Origin of the sequence: Duganella guangzhouensis (assembly GCF_009674535.1) — a bacterium.
GTDB lineage: Bacteria > Pseudomonadota > Gammaproteobacteria > Burkholderiales > Burkholderiaceae_D > Rugamonas > Rugamonas guangzhouensis.
This window is the reverse complement of the sequence record NZ_WKJK01000022.1, coordinates 85,202-102,565: the sequence shown is the minus strand read 5'-3', so window position 1 is coordinate 102,565 and position 17,364 is coordinate 85,202. Positions and strand designations below refer to the sequence as shown.

The 17,364-nt window shown below is 62.5% G+C and carries 18 protein-coding genes; 9 read left to right on the top strand and 9 right to left on the bottom strand.

The features are described from left to right. Positions 1–182: 182 nt before the first annotated feature. Positions 183–836 carry a GTP cyclohydrolase II gene (ribA, locus tag GJ699_RS29420; protein WP_154382989.1) on the bottom strand — a complete coding sequence of 218 codons (654 nt, stop codon included), beginning with the start codon at positions 834–836 and terminating at the stop codon, positions 183–185. 141 nt (positions 837–977) lie between these two features. Next, positions 978–1,682, bottom strand: coding sequence for a pirin family protein (locus tag GJ699_RS29415; protein WP_154382988.1), 705 nt, complete (start codon positions 1,680–1,682; stop codon positions 978–980). A 142-nt stretch (positions 1,683–1,824) separates the two neighbouring features. Between GJ699_RS29415 and GJ699_RS29410 the strand changes: the two genes are divergently transcribed. From GJ699_RS29410 to GJ699_RS29385, 6 genes are all read left to right on the top strand, one after another. Next, entirely contained in the window at positions 1,825–2,763 is a 939-nt protein-coding gene (locus GJ699_RS29410) for a LysR family transcriptional regulator (RefSeq protein ID WP_154382987.1), read from the top strand. Between the two features lie 48 nt (positions 2,764–2,811). Continuing rightward, the gene (locus GJ699_RS29405; RefSeq protein WP_154382986.1) at positions 2,812–3,798 is read left to right on the top strand and encodes an EAL and HDOD domain-containing protein; all 987 of its coding nucleotides are present in this window, start codon (positions 2,812–2,814) and stop codon (positions 3,796–3,798) included. Then, positions 3,791–5,968, top strand: a complete 2,178-nt coding sequence (locus GJ699_RS29400) for a putative bifunctional diguanylate cyclase/phosphodiesterase (RefSeq protein WP_154382985.1) — start codon at positions 3,791–3,793, stop codon at positions 5,966–5,968. The genes GJ699_RS29405 and GJ699_RS29400 overlap by 8 nt, the downstream gene beginning before the upstream one ends. An 82-nt stretch (positions 5,969–6,050) precedes the next feature. After that, positions 6,051–6,623, top strand: coding sequence for a BPSL1445 family SYLF domain-containing lipoprotein (locus GJ699_RS29395; protein WP_154382984.1), 573 nt, complete (start codon positions 6,051–6,053; stop codon positions 6,621–6,623). Positions 6,624–6,630: 7 nt separating this feature from the next. Next, positions 6,631–6,996: a glutaredoxin gene (locus tag GJ699_RS29390; protein WP_154382983.1), complete on the top strand. Its 366-nt coding sequence runs from the start codon at positions 6,631–6,633 to the stop codon at positions 6,994–6,996. After that, the gene (locus tag GJ699_RS29385) at positions 6,996–7,403 is read left to right on the top strand and encodes a PPC domain-containing DNA-binding protein (protein ID WP_154382982.1); all 408 of its coding nucleotides are present in this window, start codon (positions 6,996–6,998) and stop codon (positions 7,401–7,403) included. The genes GJ699_RS29390 and GJ699_RS29385 overlap by 1 nt, the downstream gene beginning before the upstream one ends. On the opposite strand, the gene GJ699_RS29380 is transcribed toward GJ699_RS29385, so the two are convergent. From GJ699_RS29380 to GJ699_RS29365, 4 genes are read right to left on the bottom strand one after another with little or no spacing between them, the layout of a single operon-like run. After that, positions 7,378–7,683 (bottom strand): protealysin inhibitor emfourin, encoded by a 306-nt coding sequence (locus GJ699_RS29380; RefSeq protein WP_154382981.1) that lies wholly within the window; start codon positions 7,681–7,683, stop codon positions 7,378–7,380. The genes GJ699_RS29385 and GJ699_RS29380 overlap by 26 nt on opposite strands. A gap of 9 nt (positions 7,684–7,692) precedes the next feature. Continuing rightward, positions 7,693–8,721, bottom strand: coding sequence for a M4 family metallopeptidase (locus GJ699_RS29375; protein ID WP_154382980.1), 1,029 nt, complete (start codon positions 8,719–8,721; stop codon positions 7,693–7,695). A gap of 57 nt (positions 8,722–8,778) precedes the next feature. Continuing rightward, positions 8,779–9,003, bottom strand: a complete 225-nt coding sequence (locus GJ699_RS29370; RefSeq protein WP_154382979.1) for a DUF3820 family protein — start codon at positions 9,001–9,003, stop codon at positions 8,779–8,781. 7 nt (positions 9,004–9,010) lie between these two features. Beyond that, the gene (locus GJ699_RS29365; RefSeq protein WP_195763678.1) at positions 9,011–9,823 is read right to left on the bottom strand and encodes an NYN domain-containing protein; all 813 of its coding nucleotides are present in this window, start codon (positions 9,821–9,823) and stop codon (positions 9,011–9,013) included. 299 nt (positions 9,824–10,122) lie between these two features. On the opposite strand from GJ699_RS29365, the gene GJ699_RS29360 reads away from it, so the two are divergent. Genes GJ699_RS29360 through sppA form a run of 3 tightly spaced genes read left to right on the top strand, consistent with a single transcriptional unit; the run spans position 10,123 to position 14,583 of the window. Continuing rightward, on the top strand, positions 10,123–11,220 hold the full coding sequence (locus GJ699_RS29360) for an aromatic ring-hydroxylating dioxygenase subunit alpha (RefSeq protein WP_154382977.1): 1,098 nt from the start codon (positions 10,123–10,125) through the stop codon (positions 11,218–11,220). Between the two features lie 5 nt (positions 11,221–11,225). After that, positions 11,226–12,668, top strand: a complete 1,443-nt coding sequence (locus tag GJ699_RS29355) for a sodium:solute symporter (protein WP_154382976.1) — start codon at positions 11,226–11,228, stop codon at positions 12,666–12,668. A 40-nt stretch (positions 12,669–12,708) separates the two neighbouring features. Further along, positions 12,709–14,583 (top strand): signal peptide peptidase SppA, encoded by a 1,875-nt coding sequence (sppA, locus tag GJ699_RS29350; RefSeq protein ID WP_154382975.1) that lies wholly within the window; start codon positions 12,709–12,711, stop codon positions 14,581–14,583. A gap of 90 nt (positions 14,584–14,673) precedes the next feature. On the opposite strand, the gene GJ699_RS29345 is transcribed toward sppA, so the two are convergent. From GJ699_RS29345 to GJ699_RS29335, 3 genes are read right to left on the bottom strand one after another with little or no spacing between them, the layout of a single operon-like run. Then, a complete protein-coding gene (locus tag GJ699_RS29345) occupies positions 14,674–15,915 on the bottom strand; it encodes a sensor histidine kinase (RefSeq protein WP_229262356.1) in 1,242 nt (413 codons plus the stop codon). Between the two features lie 14 nt (positions 15,916–15,929). Beyond that, entirely contained in the window at positions 15,930–16,649 is a 720-nt protein-coding gene (locus GJ699_RS29340) for a response regulator (RefSeq protein ID WP_154382973.1), read from the bottom strand. A 26-nt stretch (positions 16,650–16,675) separates the two neighbouring features. Then, complete coding sequence (locus GJ699_RS29335; protein WP_154382972.1) at positions 16,676–17,122, bottom strand: Spy/CpxP family protein refolding chaperone; 447 nt, start codon at positions 17,120–17,122, stop codon at positions 16,676–16,678. Positions 17,123–17,364: the final 242 nt, after the last annotated feature.

Below are 17,364 nucleotides of genomic sequence, written 5' to 3'. Positions count from 1 at the left end.
GGTTGGGTGGATTGGGCGCCTGCGGGCGCGGCGGCGGCCGGGGTGGCAGGCGCCGTCGCGGCAGCCTTGCTGGCGGCGGCAGTGGGGGTGGTGGATGCGGCCTGTGCCGCGCTGCTGGCGGCGGCCCAGGTAATCAATAGCGTGCTTGCGAGCTTGGCGACGTTCATGCAGTCCTTAAGTTGTTACAGCGCGCCATCCTCCACCGGCGCCGGGGTCAGCGGCGTCATCATGTGGCCCAGCTTGGCGGCCTTGGTATCCAGATAATGCTGATTGAAGGCATTGCGGTTGACCAGCAGCGGAACCCGCTCGGCCACCTCAATCCCCAGTTTGGTCATGGCATCGATCTTACGCGGATTATTGGTCATCAGGCGTAAGCTTGTCACGCCGAATTGCGCCAGCATCGGTTTCACCAGCCCGTAGCTGCGCTGGTCGGCCTTGAAGCCCAGTTGTTCGTTGGCCTGCACCGTGTCGGCGCCGGCTTCCTGCAGGCGGTAGGCACGGATCTTGTTGATCAGGCCGATGCCGCGGCCTTCCTGGCGCAGATACAGCACCACGCCACGGCCTTCGTCGGCCACCTTCTTCAGCGCGCCTTCCAGCTGGGCGCCGCAGTCGCAGCGCTGCGAATACAGCACGTCGCCGGTCAGGCACTCCGAGTGCACGCGCGCCAGCACCGGCTCGCCGTTGCCGATATCACCCAGCACCATGGCCAGATGCTCCTTGCCGGTTGCTTTCTCGACAAAAGCGTGCAAAGTGAACTGGGCCCAGGGCGTTGGCAGGGCGCAGGAGGTGACGTAGTTCAATTCGTCGGGGGACGGGATTTCTGCGCTCTGCGACATGGTTTTGCTCTTTATTCTATTCATATCAAGGTAAAAAAGGCGCGCCGGGCTGTTCCAACAGACCCGGCGCGCCCTTCATGATACCAAAACTGGCGGAAATTTATTTTGGGCCAGACTCTAGCCCTTTCCGCTCCACTGCGCTTAGTGCTGTGGCAGGTCGAACACCAGCAGTTCGGCATCTTCCGCCTGTTCCAGCGTAATCAGCGTTTCATCGCTGATTTTCAGTGCATCGCCGGCTTTCAGGTGTACGCCGTTGGCGGTTACCGCACCCCGGATCAGATGGACATAGCCCAAACGGCCAGGTTGCAGCTCATGCTTCAGGCTGTCGCCTTCGGTCATGATGGAGGCGTACAGTGCCGCATTCTGGTGGATCAGCACCGAACCGTTGCGGCCGTCATTCGAGGCGATCAGCGCCAGTTTGCCTTTTTTGCTTTCCGGCGAGAAGTTTTTCTCCTCGTAGCTAGGTGGAATGCCAACCTGGTTAGGCTGAATCCAGATTTGCAGGAAATGCACCTTTTCATTGCGGTCGCCGTTGAACTCGCTGTGACGCACGCCGGTGCCGGCGCTCATGCGCTGGACGTCGCCGTAGTGCAGCACCGAGCCGGTACCCATGCTGTCTTTGTGCTCCAGCGCGCCGCTCAGCACATAGGAGATGATTTCCATGTCGCGGTGACCGTGGGTGCCGAAGCCCTGGCCGCCTTGTACCTGGTCTTCATTGATCACCAGCAGGGGACCGAAGCCGACGTGTTCGGGATCGTGGTAGTGGCCAAACGAGAAGCTGTGTTTGGAATCCAGCCAGCCGTGGTTGGCTTTGCCGCGGGAATCGGAATGACGTACTTGCAACATGATGAGCTCCATTTCTTGTTAGTTAATGTGCGATAATTTTGAAGGTTTGCTTCGCTATCGCCGCATCCATGAATCACATTGTAGACCCCTGATTCCAAATAAAAAAACGGAAAAATTACCCCTCTATTATCGAAAAATTCGAATGCTCAGACTTAGCCTGGAAGCCCTGCAAATCGTGGACGCCATTGACCGGCGCGGTTCCTTCTCCGCCGCCGGCAAGGAATTGCACCGCGTGCCTTCAACCATTTCCTATACCGTCAGCAAGCTGGAGGATGATTTGGGGGTGCAAGTGTTCGAACGCAATGGCCCGCGCGTCGAACTGACCGCCGCCGGCGCCGAGCTGCTGAAAGAGGGCCGTTACCTGCTGAAAGCGGCGCTGGATCTGGAACACCGGGTGCGCCGCGTCGCCTCCGGCTGGGAGACCGAACTGGCGGTCGGCATGGATTCGATGTTTTCGGCCTGCCTGTTCCATGATGACGTGCCGGCCTTCTACGACGTCGCCAAGCAGACCCGGCTGCGCATCGTGCAGGAAGCGCTGTCCGGCACCTGGGAAGCCTTGCTGGACCGCCGCGTCGATCTGCTGGTGGGCGCGGCCGGCGATGGCCCGGCCGGCGGTGGCTATGTTTCCGAAGCGATCGGCAAGATCAAGTTTGTATTCGCTGTGGCGCCCTCGCATCCGCTGGCCGCTGTTCAGGACAAGCTGAGCCGCACCCATCTGCAACATCATCGCGCCATCAGCGTGGCTGATTCCGCGCGCCAGATGGCGCCGCGCACGGTCGGCCTGTTGCTGGGTCAGGACACGCTGACCGTGCCCGACATGAAGACCAAGTACCAGTACCAGCTGGCCGGCATGGGCTTTGGCTTCCTGCCCGAGCCGTGCGCGCGCGCCGCCATCGCCGCTGGCTTGCTGGTGGAGAAGCAGGTGGAGGAGCCCAAGCCGGCCGAGACCTTCTATCTGGCCTGGCGCAGCGGCGAGAATGGCGCCGCGCTTAACTGGTGGATCGACCGCATGCGCCAGCCCGGCTTGTTCGAGCGTTTGCTGAGCCATCTGCCGCATCATAATGTTGACCAAGGCCAATAGTTTCGGAGTACCATAGCGGGATACTGTTAGTGTCTCGCTGGAACTCCAATGACTGCATCGACTGTTACGCCACCCGTGTTTGTACATGCCCTGGCTGACCGCAACGGCAGCCCGGCAGCTTTGTTGTTCGACGCCGCGCGCTTGCCGGCCACGGCGCCGGCATTGCCGATGAATCTGCTTGAAGAATTGGCCGGCGGCGGCATGCCTTGCTACTACCGCGCCGGCGCCAGCGCGGTCATCAACGATGCGTTGCAACAGGCTGGCTGGAAGGCGCTGCCGGAAGACAAGGTGCAGCGCGCCGACCTGCAATTGCCCAAGGATTTACCGCCCGGCGTCAACTGGATTGAAGGCGGCTGGTTCATGGCGCCGCCCTCCAAACCGGTCGGCAACCAGGCCGCCTCGCGCGCACTGGCGCTGCAACTGGTGCAGCTGGTCGCGGCCGATGCCGACACCCACGAAATCGAAGCGCTGCTGCGCCAGGACCCGACGCTGTCGTATCACCTGCTGCGGCTGGTGAATTCGCTTGGCATGGGCACCGGCCGCCGTGTCACCAGTTTTTCCCAAGCCATCTTGATTCTCGGCCGTTCGCAGCTGCGACGCTGGCTCAACCTGATGCTGTTCTCGTCGCGCGAAAACGACCAGCGCTCGGCCATGCTGCTGGCGCGGGTGGCGGTGCGGGCGCGTTCGATGGAGTTGCTGTCCAAGGCGGTGGGCGAGGACAAGCATCATCAGGAGCAAGCCTTCATGGTCGGCATGTTCTCGTTGCTGGGCGTGCTGTTCGGTATGCCGCTGGAAGATGTGCTGAAGCCGCTGGCGGTCAGCGAGTCGGTGCAGCAGGCGTTGCTGTCGCACGCCGGCGAGATGGGCCAGTTGCTGTGCGTGGTGGAATCCGCCGAGCAGGAGGATTATGAGTGCCTGGCCGGCTGTCTGCAGGCGGCGCAACTGGACAGCGCTATCTTCAACCGTATCGCCATCGACGCCTGGCTGTGGATGCAGGACGTGGTGGCCGGCAAAGCAGGCAATCCCCATGCTTGACGTAATCGAGCGCTGCCTTGCGCTGAGCCGGCAAGCCCGCACCGAGCAGGGCGAGGCGCTGGCGCAGACGCTGGCCGCGCTGGATGAGGCGTTGCTTGAGGCACGCGCCGCCATCAAGCCGGCCGATATGCCGCCGCTGCCTTCGGTGTCGTCGGACGCCACGCTGGAACTGGACCTGGCCGGCTACGTGACCGCCTGGAGCGCTGGCGCGGAGAGCATGTTCGGCTACAGCGCGCAGGAAGTGGCGGGGCAGCATGTGCTGTTCCTGTACGCCGAGGATGATGATGACGGCAATATCGCCGAGCTGTTCTTCGAGCACCAGCCCGGCGAGCAGGCGGCCCGCACCGAGGTGCGCCGGCGCCGCAAGAATGGCGACATCATCTGGGTCCATCTGGACATCGAACTGCGCCACGACGATGGCGGCGATCCAGTCGGCATGCTGGTGCGGGTGTCGGCGGCCAACCAGGCGTTGTCGGATCTGGACAAGGTCAATCTGCACGCCCGCATCATCGAGGATAGCGAGCAGGGCGTGCTGATTACCGATGCGCATGAACGCATCGTCTCCATCAATTCCTCGTTCACCCGCATCACCGGCTACACGCCGGCCGAGTCGATCGGCCAGACGCCCGATCTGCTGCGCTCCGGCGCCCACGACGCCGATTTCCGCGCCAAGGTGCGCGCGGCCATGCTGGGCGGCGGTGCCTGGCGCGGCGAGATCATCGGCCGCCGCAAGAACGGCGAACTGTTCCCGCAATCGGTGACCATCAGCGCGGTGCGCGACCCAAGCGGCAAAATCAGCCATACTTTTTCGCTGTTCTCCGACATCAGCGTGCACAAGGATGCCGAGGCGCGCATGCAGCGTCTGGCCAATTACGATCCGCTGACCGGGCTGCCGAATCTGTTCCAGCTGAGCCAGCTGGTCGGCCAGGCCATCACCGAAACCAAGCGCTCCGGCGAGCATGGCGCGGTGCTGGTGGTGGAGATTACCCGCATCGGCGCCATCAGCGACACGCTGGGGCATGAGATTGGCAACCAGCTGTTCTGCGAAATCGGCCGCATGTTCCGTGGCGCGCTGCGCGAGGGCGATGTGCTGGCGCGGTTGGACGGTCATCGTTTCGCAATCGCGCTGCTGCAGGTGGAAAAGCGCGAACATGCCGGCATCGTCGCCAAGAAACTGCTGGCCACGCTGGCGGCGCCGATCGCGATTGCCGCGCACAGTCTGCAGGTGGGGGCGCACATTGGCATCACGCTGTACAACGACGACGGCGCCGATGTGTCGACGCTGATCCGCTTTGCCGACGTGGCGCTGGCCAAGGCGGCGCAAAGCATCGAATCCAATTTCCTGTTCTACAGCGAGGAGATGAATCAGCGCGCCAAGGAGCATCTGCGCATGGAAAGCGAGTTGCGCCACGCGCTGGTGAACAACCAGTTGCAGCTGTATTACCAACCTAAAGTCAGCCTGCGCAGCGGCCGCATTGTCGGCGCCGAGGCGCTGCTGCGCTGGAAACATCCGGTGCGCGGGCTGGTGTCGCCGGGCGTGTTCATTCCGGTGGCGGAGGAGACTGGGTTGATCCTCGATCTCGGCGCCTGGGTGCTGGAGGAAGCTTGCCGCCAGGTCAGCGAATGGCGCGATGCCAATCTGATCATGCCGCCGATCGCGGTCAATTTGTCGGCGCGCCAGTTCGACAGCGGCTTGCCGCAGCGCGTGGCCGAGGTGCTGGAGCGGCACCACGTGCAGCCGGACCAGATTAACCTGGAAATCACCGAAAGCCTGCTGGTGCGCGGCACCGACAAGGTGATCGCCATCATGAATCAGCTGGTGGCGATGGGCATGGCGCTGGCGCTGGATGACTTTGGCACCGGCTATTCCAGCCTGGCCTACCTGAAGAAATTCCCGATCAGCACGCTGAAGATCGACCGTTCGTTCGTGATCGGCCTGCCGTATGAAGAGAACGATTGCGCGATCGCGCGCGCCATCGTCACCATGGCCCAGCAGTTGCGCCAGGAAATCGTGGCGGAGGGTGTGGAGACGGCAGAGCAGATGGCGTTCCTGCGCGAGCTGGGTTGCGATCAGCTGCAGGGCTATCTGTTCAGCCAGCCGGTGCCGGCCGCCGAGTTCGCTGCCATGCTGCGCGAAGGCAAGCGTCTGTCCTTCCCGAACGGCCGGTGAGCAGTGTGATACGGAAGAGAGATGGCGTGCTATGTTACGTGGTGACAGAATGGTCTGTTTGATCCACTCACGGGAGAATTCCATGCTAAAACGTACCTTTGCCGCCATGACGCTGGCCTGTGCCGGCCTCGCGCTGAGCGGTTGCACCACCACCACCAACGCCGCCAAACCGAGTGCCGCCGCCGTCAAGACCGAGATCGAGCAGGGCGCCTACACCACGCTGGAGCGGCTGTACAAGGAAGTTCCGGGTTCGCGCGAACTGGTGCACAAGGCCAATGGCGTGCTGGTGTTCCCGAACGTGGTGGCGGCCGGCCTGGTGGTGGGCGGCGAATATGGCAAGGGCGTGCTGCGCACCGGCGGCCAGACTGTCGATTACTATAGCGTGGCGTCGCTGTCGGTCGGCTTCCAGGCTGGCGCCCAGTCGAAGGCGGTGGTGTTGCTGTTCATGAGCCGCGAAGCGCTGGATAAATTCCGCAGCGGCAAAGGCTGGACTGCCGGCGTCGATGGCTCGGTGGCGCTGATCAAGGTCGGCGCCAACGGCGAAATCGATACTTCCACCGCGAACAATCCAGTTCAGGCATTCGTGCTGACCAACGCCGGCTTGATGGCCAACCTGAACCTGGAAGGCACCAAGATTTCCAAACTCAACCTATAAGGCATACATGACCCGCAAGCTGCTCGACCCCGCCCGCATCCATCCCGCCGCCCTGGCGCAGATCAGCAACTATCACACCGATCTGGTGGCCGAGGTGGAAGCCGCCATTGCCGCCAACAAGGTGGTGGTGGTCGGCATGGGACTGAATCCATTCCCGGCCAAGGCGCGCAAGATTCTCGATGCGCAGGGTACGCCGTACAAGTATCTCGGCTACGGCAACTACTTCTCGCAATGGCGCCCGCGCCTGGCGCTGAAGTTGTGGAGCGGCTGGTCGACTTTCCCGCTGGTGTTCGTCAACGGCACGCTGATCGGCGGCGCCACCGATCTGCAAAAGCTGATCGACAGCGGCGAGTTCGCGCGTCTGGTGGGCTGATGATCACGCTGCCGCTGCGGCTGAGTCCGGGCGACGATCTGCGCGTGGCGGTGGTGGCGGCCTTGCTGGATAGCGGTCAGCAGGCTGGCTTTGTGTTGCAGGGCATCGGCAGCCTGAGTGTGGCGCAGCTGCGTTATGCCGGGTTGCCGCAGCCGACCGTGCTGCAGGGCGATCTGGAGATATTGACGCTGGCCGGCTCGGTGTCGGCCGATGGCGCGCATCTGCACATGTCAGTGTCGGATGCGCAGGGGCGGGTGCTGGGCGGACATGTGGCGGCCGGCTGCATCGTGCGCACTACAGCGGAACTGCTGCTGGCGCTATTGCCGGCGCATCGCTTCACGCGCGAGCATGATGCGCGCACCGGCTATCCGGAGCTGAAGATCAGTCCGGATCCACTTCCTCGTTAAGCTTTTCCGTCAGCTGTTTCAGCGACGGCGAGGCTTCATCCAGGTGATAGCGCACGCAGTGCGCCTGGCCGTCGCCATCCACCTTCAAGTCGTACTGAAAATCCCAGGACTTGGGGGCTTCCTTGATGAGCTTGGGTGGCAGCGCAAAGAAATCGCTGGCGTGCAGCAGCTGTTCCAGCTGGCTGGCTTGTTCCTGCGGCAGTTGAGCCAGATCGACCGTGCGCGTTTGCGCGCCGGCCGGTCCGGCGAAGCCGCCGGTGCATGTCAGAGTCAGGCGCATAATGCTTTCCTAAACAACGCCGACCACTTTCCAAGCCGCCTGCACGGCATGCTGCTCGTCCGAGTCGGCGCCATACAGCAGCGAGGCCGCTTGCGCAGTTGCCTTGGCCATGTCGGCAAAAGTGGCGTTCGGCGTCAGCAGCGACAGCGCCTTGTACCAGATCGGCGCGGCCTTGTCCCAGGAATTGCCCTTGAGCGCGATCGCGGCCGCGTAAAAAGCATGGTTGGGGATGCCGGAATTGGTGTGCACATCGCCGCCTTCGACATATCCTGCCATAGTTTTCGGTTGATCGTCGCCCGACCAGGTGAGCGCCTGATTGCCCGGATCAGCCATCGAGCGCAGCGCCTTGCCGACCGTGGGCGCCATGATGCCGGCGCCGATCAGCCAATCGGCCTGCTCGACGCTTTGTTTCAGCGTCCACTGCTTGACCACGCTGCCGAACACGTCCGAGATCGATTCGTTGAGCGCGCCGCTCTGGTCCTGATACACCAGGCCGCCCGGCACCGCGTATTGGGTGACGCCGTGGGTCAGTTCATGGGCGATCACGTCCAGCGCGCCGGTGAAGCCGAGGAACAGCTTGCCGTCGCCATCGCCGTAGACCATCTGCTGGCCGTTCCAGAACGCGTTGTTGAACTTGTTCTGATAGTGCACGGTCGAGTCCAGTCGCAAGCCCTTGCCGTCGATGGAATTGCGCTTCAGCACTTCGCGATAGAAATCGTAGGTGGCACCGGCGCCGTCGTAGGCCTGATTGACTGCGACGTCGGTGACCGGCTGGCTGCCTTCGTTGCGCACCAGCTTGCCGGGCAAGGTGGACTTGCTCTGGGCATCGTAGATGGTTCGGTTCTTCTCGCCCGTAGCGCCGGCGGTGATGCCCAAGGCGATGGGCGCGACCGAACGCTGGCCCCGCAAATGCGCGGATGTCTCGGCCTGATCTAGCAGGCAGTGGCGTTCGCTTCGGTCTGCTGTCTCTTCAGCCAGCTTGCGCAGCATCTTGGGCGGGATGATGAAGCAGGTGCAGGCATGCGGGTGCGCGGCCATGACATTCTCCTAAACAATGCAATACCGTATTTATACACGGATTTCGGTGTCAGGATGTCACTGTTGCCGATGGGCTGGCCTCAACGGGGCGAGCAGGGCGCGCAGATTGTTGTGATCGATCTCGTACATCAGCGCGATCAGCGCGCCGAGTTCGCCGGAAGGAAAGCCTTCGCGCGCGAACCAGCCCAGATAGTGGCCCGGCAAATCGGCAATTTTGCGGCCCTTGTACTTCCCATAGGGCATTTCGCGGATAGTGAGCAGGGCGAGTTTTTCGGAATTCATGTCGCCACTATAGCAGCCGCTTGAACGCCTCGCGCAGCGCACGTTTCTCGGGATCTGTCAGTGAGCGGCCGAGTGATTTTCGAGCGGCCGTAAGTAAAATCGAATCAACTTCTTTAGGTAGCAGTCGGAGATTTGATATTGACGGCAAGCTTAGCTGGTCTCTTTCCAGTCCGGCCATAATCTGTCTTTTTCCTGCGGTTGCGAGGGCCTCGAACATCTCTTTTGTAATCACCTGTGTACCAAGAGCGGTTGATGCATCGCCTAAAGATGGGCTTACCTGTCTTGCCGCTTTCGCAAACTGCGAGGTTTCTTTTTGACACCAAGAATGCTTGGAGTCAGCTTCCGCTGCGAGATATGGGGATGTTGCAGCAGGCGAGCCCAACGATAGCAAATGCACGCGCAGTCCCATGTTCTGTGCCGCTACCACGCCTGGAGTGATGTCGGAGTCGCCTGTCATCAACAAGGCGTGTGTGATAGCGCGCAACTGTGTTAGGCCAATCAGATCTGCAACGATCAACCCATCCACGCCTTTCTGAGCGCCTATGCTGTTGCGTGTGCCGAGCCGAAGTTTGAAGTCATCTAACAACTCAATTGCGCGGTGCTCTGAGGTTTTTCCGCTAGGCCCAGGCCCGTCATACCAATAAACTCGTAGAAAATGACAGCCTACGCCGAATTGCTTTTCCACCTCTGCCAACATGATTTTGCGCAGTGCTTCATGATCGATGCTGACTTCAGTTCGAAAATTGTACGTACCCAGAACGACCTTGCAGAGTTGCACCCAGAAATAGCCTGCATCAAGAAAAACCGCGACGCTTTTCATCGTTTGCCTCCGCCGGATGGAAAAAGGGCGCATTTGAAAATGCGCCCTTTTAGTAAAGGTACTGTTGAAGTACCGATGGTAGCCGGGTGTGTTTTGACACCAAGGTAAGTACGACTTGATACTAGCCTTACCAGTGGCCACGGTCAATCAGTGTCCATTTGATGTCAGTTCATGCCACGTGAGGATTTTCTGGTATGCGAGCCAGGAGTCTGATTGGACGGATCAGTTTATTTCCCGATAGCTCGATCCGAGCCATTCTACGTTAGAATCTGGCTCGTTTTGGAGACCGGGCTCGTGTCATGCTGACTAATCTTTGGTATGTGGTGCTGCCGTCGGCGCAGTTGAGGGATGGCTTGCAGCCGGTGCAGTTGTTGGGACAGCACTTCGTGGCGTTTCGCGATGAGGGTGGGGTGGCGCGGCTGTTGTCGGATATTTGCGTGCATCGCGGCGGCGCGTTGTCGGCCGGCGCCAAGGTCGGTGGCAGTGTGCAGTGCCCGTATCATGGCTGGCGCTTCGGCGCGGATGGCGTCTGCAATCACATTCCGGCGCAGCCGGATTTGCGGATCCCGGCCAAGGCGCGGGTGGATGCTTATCCGACCATCGAGCGCTATGGCTGGATCTGGGCCTTCCTGGGCGATCTGCCGGAAGCCGAGCGGCCGCCATTGCCGCAACTGGACTGGGTTGATGATCCGAACGTGCGCGTGGTCGCCGGCCACTTCGACTGGGATGCGAGCTGGGACCGCGTGATGGAAAACGGTCTCGATTTCGCTCATGCGCCGTTCGTCCACGGCGACACCTTTGGCGATCCCGATCATCCGGAAATGGCGAGCTTCGAGGTCGAACGTTCGGAATGGGGCGGCAGCGCGCTGATGACCATGCGGCGCCCGGTGCGTAAAGGGCTGTTGCGGCGCCCGACCGGCGAGCATGTGGCGGTGGCCACGCGGCCGGGCTTTCATCTGTCCGGCCCGTGCGCGATTCTGGAAGTGGCGCCGGCCAACGGCTGGAAAATCCACATCGTCTCGGCCCACACGCCGGTCGATGGCCAACGCACCCGCACCTGGTGGATGATGGGCCGCACCTTTCTGCGTTCCGCATTGTTCGACAAGCGGGTGGCGGCCAGCAACCTCAAAATCTTCAAGCAGGATCACGTCATCCTCAGCAAGGTGCGCCCCGAGCGGGTGCCGGATTCGTGGCAGGAGGAAGTCTCGGTCAAGTCGGACGCGTTGCAGATCGCGTTCCGCCAGAAGATTCGCGAGCTGGAACAGCGTGGCTGGCGCATCGACGAAGCCCGCGTCGCCAGCGAATTCACCGGCCGCACCGCCTGCGTGGTGCCCAGCCCGCAGCGCCGCGATGGCGGTGCCTGGGCCATTCAGACCATCCCGATCATCACAGAATAAGCCTTATGTCCGCAGTCTCCCTTTTTAGCCTGATCTTCGCTTATTTCGCGCTGTTGCTGCTGGTGGCCTGGCGCACCTCGCGCAACGCCAACAACGACAGCTTCTACATCGGTAACAAGAGCAGCAACTGGATGCTGGTCGCCTTCGGCATGGTCGGCACCACGCTGAGTGGCGTCACCTTCGTCAGCGTGCCCGGCGCGGTGGGGCGCGACGGCTTCGGCTATCTGCAGGTGATCTTCGGCTATGTGCTGGGCTATATCGCCGTCACCTTCATCCTGCTGCCGCTGTACTACCGCCTCAAGCTGACCTCCATCTACACCTATCTGGAACAGCGCCTCGGCCCGCGCTCCTATCAGAGCGGGGCCGCCTTTTTCATCATCTCGCGCCTGATGAGCGCCTCGGGGCGGCTGTACCTGGTGGTGAATATCCTGCAGATCACCATCCTCGATAGCATGGGCGTGCCGTTCTGGCTGACCACCAGCGTGATTCTCGCCATGATCCTGCTATACACCTACGAGGGCGGCGTCAAAACCATCGTCTGGACCGACACGCTGCAAACCACCGGCATGGTGCTCGGTCTGGTGATCTGCGCCGGCTGGCTGCTGCACGCCTTGAATGTCAGCCCGCTGGACAGCATCGCCCAACTGCAGACACACGGCCTGACGCGGGTAGTGACGACCTCCATCGACAGTCCGGCCAACTTCTGGAAGCAACTGGCCGCCGGCTTCTTCATCGTGCTGGCCATGACCGGCATGGACCAGGAGACCATGCAGAAGAATATCTCGGTGCGTACGCTGCGCGACGCTCAAAAGAATATGCTGCTGACCACCGCTGTACTGACCGCTGTACTGGTGCTGTTCATGTACCTTGGCGGGCTGCTGTACCTGTACGCCCCCACGGTCGGCATTACGGCGACCGGCGACAAGATCTTCCCGGCGGTGGTGATGCAGCACATGCCGGCCGCGCTGCAGCTGATTTTCTTCATTGGCCTGGTGTCGGCCTTGTTCCCCAGCGCCGATGGCGCCATGACCGCGCTGACCGCCAGCTTCAGCATCGACATCCTCGGCGTGCAGCGGCGCGGCATGGACGAGGCGACGCAAAAGCGGTTGCGCCATCGGGTGCACCTCGGCTTCTGCGCGATCTTCCTGGCGCTGGTGCTGATGTTCAAATGGCTGGACAACCCCAGCATGGTCGGGCTGGTGCTGAAGTTGACGGGTTATACCTATGGGCCATTGCTGGGCTTGTTCGCCTTCGGTATCCTGACCCGCCGTTCACTGCGCGACCGCTGGGTGCCGTGGGTGGCGCTGGCCGGCCCGGTGCTGTGCTATGTTGTTGATTTTAATCAGCAATCGCTATTTGGTAGCTACCGTATCGGCCTGGAGCTGCTGATCCTGAACGGCGCGCTGGTGTTTGCCGGCCTGTTACTGATTTCAAAAAAACAGTGTTAGCAGTATCATCATTGCAAAATCCTTAATGAACGGAGTGTTGATGAGCCAATCACCCTTGAGTTATATCCGTCACGGTTTCGTGTTTTTCTGGCGAGCGCTGGACGCCAGCCGCCGGACGGTTCTGAATCTGATCTTTCTGGCGCTGGTGCTGATCCTGCTGTATGCGATCTTCGGCGGTGGCGCCAAGCCGCTGCAGCCCAAGACCACGCTGGTGCTGGAGCTGAAAGGGCAGTTGGTCGAGCAGTCCAGCGTCAACGCCACCGACGCGTTGCTGGCCAACGCGCGCGGCGCCGAAGTGCACAAGATGATCCAGCTGCGCGACGTGCTGGCGGTGCTGGACCACGCCGCCAAAGACCCGGACATTGGCGGCGCAGTGCTGCTGACCGACGAATTGCAAGGCGCCGGCCAGGCGTCGCTGCGTGAAGTGGCCAGCGCCATCGATCGCTTCAAGGCCGCCGGCAAGCCGGTGGTGGCCTGGGGTTCCAGCTACGACCAGCGTCAGTATCTGCTGGCGGCGCACGCCAACGAGGTGTATCTGCATCCGATGGGCATGGTGATGCTGGAGGGCTTTGGCCGCTACCGCAATTACTACCGCGACGCGCTGGACAAGCTGGGCGTGACGGTCAACCTGCTGCGGGTCGGCACCTACAAGAGCTTCGCCGAGCCTTACATCGCCAACGGTCCGTCGCCGGCGGCGCAGGAGGCCGAGTCGTATCTGTATAACGCGCTGTGGGCTTCGTACACCAGCAACGTGGAAAAAGCCCGCAAGCTGCCGGAAGGTCAGATCATGAAGAACATCAATGATCTGCCGACCCAGGTGGCGGCGGTGAATGGCGATCTGGCCAAACTGTCGCTGTCGACCAAGCTGGTGGACGGCCTGAAAACCAAGGATGAACTGCGCGCGATGCTGATCAAGCGCGGTACGCTGGATAGCGAAGGCAAGAGCTTCCGCCAGATCGCGTACGATGATTATCTGCCGCGCGTGCCGCACAAGCTGACCGGCGACGCGGTTGGCGTGATCGTGGCGCAGGGCGAAATCAGCGACGGCACCGCCGGTCCGGGTTCGATCGGTGGCGATTCGACCTCGAAGCTGATCCGCATGGCGCGCGAGGACGATAGCATCAAGGCGGTGGTGCTGCGCATCGATTCGCCTGGCGGCAGCGCGTTTGCGTCGGAACTGATCCGTCGTGAGCTGGAGCTGACGCGCGCGGCCGGCAAGCCGGTGGTGGTCTCGATGGGGAATGTGGCGGCTTCCGGCGGCTACTGGATTTCGATGTCGTCGGATGAGGTGATCGCGGAGCCGAACACCATCACCGGTTCGATCGGCGTGTTTGCGATTCTGCCGACCGCCGACAAGGTGATCGACAAGCTGGGTATCCACACCGCCGGCCAGCCGACCACCTGGCTGGGCGACGCCGGCAATCCGCTGCGCCCACTGGACCCGCGCTTTGGCCAGGTAATCCAGGGCAGCATCAATCATATCTACGCCGAGTTCACCGGCAAGGCGGCGCAGGCGCGCAAGACCACGCCGGAGAAAATCGACGCGGTGGCGCAGGGCCGGGTGTGGACTGGCGCGCAAGCCAAGGACCGTGGCTTGGTCGATCGTCTGGGCAGCTATGGCGATGCGCTGAAATCGGCGGCGGTACGCGCCAAGCTGCCGGCCGATTATCGGGTGGTGTATGTGGAGCGTGATGTCAGCAAGTTCGATCGCTTTGTCGAGATGCTGGGTGGTGGTGCCGCGCAGGCGCTGGTGAAGCAGGTGGCGGCGCAGCTGAAACTGAGCGCTGCGGCCAGCACCGGCCTGCCGCCAAGCGCGGCCACCGGCATTGCCAACGACTTTGGCTGGCTGGCCGATATCACCAGCGCGCACAAGCCGTTCACGGCGATCACCCACTGTCTGTGCGAATCGCCATGACCGTCGTCCCGGCGAAAGCCGGGACCCATGCTGAGCAAGCGTTGCATGGACTCCGGCTTTCGCCGGAGTGACGTCAGGGCCGGAGTGACGTCAGGATTTTAGCGGCAGCGTCACTTCGAAGCAGCTGCGTCCATTCCTCATCAGGGCGCAGCGCGCTTCGCCGCCGTGGCGGCGGGCGATCTGGCGCACCAGTGCCAGCCCCAGTCCGGCGCCATTGTTATCCAGCGTGCCGCGTGGACGGAAGAAGGGCTCGAACACGCGCTCGAATTCCGGGTCCGGCACGCCCGGCCCCTTATCCCACACGCGCAAAGTCGCGATGCCTTGGGCACAGCGGATTTCCACGCTGGCCGGCGGCACGCCGTGGCGGTGCGCGTTCTCCAGCAGATTGCGCAGCAGCCGGCGCAGCAGGCGCGGGTCGCCCATCATGAGTGCCGATTCACCGTCCAGTTCCACCTCATCGTAATGCGCGCATTCCTCGGCGGCCAGGGCCAGCAGGTCCAGCTCCTCGACGTCGGTGTTTTCGGGGATGGCGCCAAGGCGGCTGGCCAGCAGAATTTCGTCCAGCAGGTGATTCAGCTCGGCGATGTCCTGTTCCAGGCCGGCGCGGCGCTTGGCGTCGATACCGTCCTTGATCAGCTCCAGCGCCAGCCGGATGCGCGCCAGCGGCGTGCGCAATTCATGCGAGGCGTTGGCCAGCAGCGTTTTGTGGGCACCGACCAGTTGCTCGATCTGATCGACCGCGCGATTGAAGCTTTGCGCCAGGCGCGCCACTTCATCCTTGCCTTCCACCGGCACGCGCGCGGTCAGGTCGCCGGCGCCCAGCGATTCCACGCCTTGCTGCAAGCGCTCCAGCCGCTTGGTCAGATGCCGCACCAGCGGGAACGCCGCCACGCCCAGGCCGATCGCCAGCAGTATCAGCGCGTTGTGCAGCATGGCCTTGGGCCGCACAAAGCCCAGCGGTTCGCTGGACAGCAGTTTGCGGCCATCGGGCAGACGCACGAAGGATTCCGGCGGCGGCCCGGTCACGCCCTGGCGGCGCCAGTGACGGGCCGGGATCTGCACCCCGACCACGGCCAGCGTCCGCCAGTCGCGGGTGTATAGCGTCATGTTGGCGTTCAGACCCTGGGCCACGCGTTCCAGCGCGGCCTGCTGTACTTCGGGCGGCGCGTCCAGCGGCGCCAGCGCGTTCTGCATCACTTGCGACAGAATCACGTTGGAGCGCTCCAGCGGGCTGCCGGTACGGTTCCAGATCATCATCACCGCCATCGAGAACAGCGCCAGGATCAGCAGCAGCGTGACATAAAAACGGAAATAAAGGCGTGGTAGCCCCATGCTAAATCTGCGCATCAATCCTGCACCTTGGCGAACAGATAGCCGGCGCCGCGCACGGTGATGATGCGGCGTGGCTTTTTCGGGTCATCCTCAACGGTGGCGCGGATGCGCGACATGTGGACGTCGATCGAACGGTCGAAGGCTTCCAGCGGCTCGCCTTTCAGCAGGTCCATCAGCGCGTCGCGCGACAGCACGCGGCCGGCGTGGCGCGCCAGCACCAGCAGCAGGTCGAACTGGTAGGCGGTCAGCTCGCACGGCACGCCGTCCAGGCGGGCGGCGTGGGCGGCCGGATCGATCTCCAGCCGGCCGAAACGCAGGTAGTCGTCGCTTCCTTTGGCCGACGGCGCGTCGAGATGGCGCGGATCGACCCGGCGGCGCAGGATGGCGCGCAGGCGCGCCAGCAGCTCGCGCGGCTCGAATGGCTTGGGCAGGTAGTCGTCGGCGCCGATTTCCAGGCCGACGATGCGGTCGATGGCGTCGCCACGCGCGGTCAGCATCAGCACCGGAATGTCGGAGCCGGCGCGCAGATGGCGGCAGACGTCCAGGCCATCCATATCGGGCAGCATCAGGTCCAGGATCACGGCGTCGATGTCGCCACCGGCGATGTGATCGAGCGCTGCGCGGCCGGTGGCGGCGTGGGTTACGCGGAAGCCGGACTGGCCCAGGTACTCGGTGAGCATCTCGGCCAGGCGCGGGTCGTCTTCTACTAAAAGTATGCGGTCTACAGGGTTCATGCAGTTCATTTTACGCTACAGCGGCTTTACATTTCCCGGTGCGGGCCGAAGCCGCGCATGTGTTCCAGCCGGTCGGCCAGCTTCTTGCGCTGGTCCGGCGTAAGGGCATCCCCTACGTCGGCCACTACCTGGATGATACGTTTGGATGCCTGGTCGGCCAGCGCCAGTCCTTGCTGGCGCGTGGTTTCCAGCGCGGCGCGGTCGATGCTGGGCGCGCTGGCCTGTTGCAGCAGCTGTTTATGCAGCTGGTTTAACTGCTCGTGCAGCGGCTTCAGATCTTTCAGCGCGGCCTGCACCAGCGGGTCGATTTTGGCTTTCTGGGCGTCGCTGGCTTGCACCTCGGCGTACAGGCGCGCCAGCGGTGCGTGCTCGCCGTGACGGTGGTGGCGGTCCACCGCCCAAGCGCCGGCGCCAGCAGCCAGCGCACCGCCTAGCAGGAACGCGGCGATGGTCTGGCGGTTAACAATGCTCATGTCGTCTTCCTTGGCAAGTTGACAGTGAAGCCAGTATGCGCGAGGCACGTGTAGGGGCGATTTCGGCCCGGTAAAGATATGTAAAGGTAGATGAACGATATCGCTCCAAAGTCCTTGATTTGTAGCGAGATTGTATCGTCGGTACTCGACTGGGAGACAGCGTATGAACCTTGTGCTAGAGTCCCACGCTATTGACCCTAGGCGCGTTTGCCGTGGGCACGCACGCCTGAACAAAAAGGATA

What these genes read in the sequence shown, in the direction of transcription:
- ribA (WP_154382989.1), bottom strand. Translation starts at nt 836, where the DNA reads ATGTCGCAGAGCGCAGAAATCCCGTCCCCCGACGAATTGAACTACGTC.
- GJ699_RS29415 (WP_154382988.1), bottom strand. Translation starts at nt 1,682, where the DNA reads ATGTTGCAAGTACGTCATTCCGATTCCCGCGGCAAAGCCAACCACGGC.
- GJ699_RS29410 (WP_154382987.1), top strand. Translation starts at nt 1,825, where the DNA reads ATGCTCAGACTTAGCCTGGAAGCCCTGCAAATCGTGGACGCCATTGAC.
- GJ699_RS29405 (WP_154382986.1), top strand. Translation starts at nt 2,812, where the DNA reads ATGACTGCATCGACTGTTACGCCACCCGTGTTTGTACATGCCCTGGCT.
- GJ699_RS29400 (WP_154382985.1), top strand. Translation starts at nt 3,791, where the DNA reads ATGCTTGACGTAATCGAGCGCTGCCTTGCGCTGAGCCGGCAAGCCCGC.
- GJ699_RS29395 (WP_154382984.1), top strand. Translation starts at nt 6,051, where the DNA reads ATGCTAAAACGTACCTTTGCCGCCATGACGCTGGCCTGTGCCGGCCTC.
- GJ699_RS29390 (WP_154382983.1), top strand. Translation starts at nt 6,631, where the DNA reads ATGACCCGCAAGCTGCTCGACCCCGCCCGCATCCATCCCGCCGCCCTG.
- GJ699_RS29385 (WP_154382982.1), top strand. Translation starts at nt 6,996, where the DNA reads ATGATCACGCTGCCGCTGCGGCTGAGTCCGGGCGACGATCTGCGCGTG.
- GJ699_RS29380 (WP_154382981.1), bottom strand. Translation starts at nt 7,683, where the DNA reads ATGCGCCTGACTCTGACATGCACCGGCGGCTTCGCCGGACCGGCCGGC.
- GJ699_RS29375 (WP_154382980.1), bottom strand. Translation starts at nt 8,721, where the DNA reads ATGGCCGCGCACCCGCATGCCTGCACCTGCTTCATCATCCCGCCCAAG.
- GJ699_RS29370 (WP_154382979.1), bottom strand. Translation starts at nt 9,003, where the DNA reads ATGAATTCCGAAAAACTCGCCCTGCTCACTATCCGCGAAATGCCCTAT.
- GJ699_RS29365 (WP_195763678.1), bottom strand. Translation starts at nt 9,823, where the DNA reads ATGAAAAGCGTCGCGGTTTTTCTTGATGCAGGCTATTTCTGGGTGCAA.
- GJ699_RS29360 (WP_154382977.1), top strand. Translation starts at nt 10,123, where the DNA reads ATGCTGACTAATCTTTGGTATGTGGTGCTGCCGTCGGCGCAGTTGAGG.
- GJ699_RS29355 (WP_154382976.1), top strand. Translation starts at nt 11,226, where the DNA reads ATGTCCGCAGTCTCCCTTTTTAGCCTGATCTTCGCTTATTTCGCGCTG.
- sppA (WP_154382975.1), top strand. Translation starts at nt 12,709, where the DNA reads ATGAGCCAATCACCCTTGAGTTATATCCGTCACGGTTTCGTGTTTTTC.
- GJ699_RS29345 (WP_229262356.1), bottom strand. Translation starts at nt 15,915, where the DNA reads ATGGGGCTACCACGCCTTTATTTCCGTTTTTATGTCACGCTGCTGCTG.
- GJ699_RS29340 (WP_154382973.1), bottom strand. Translation starts at nt 16,649, where the DNA reads ATGAACCCTGTAGACCGCATACTTTTAGTAGAAGACGACCCGCGCCTG.
- GJ699_RS29335 (WP_154382972.1), bottom strand. Translation starts at nt 17,122, where the DNA reads ATGAGCATTGTTAACCGCCAGACCATCGCCGCGTTCCTGCTAGGCGGT.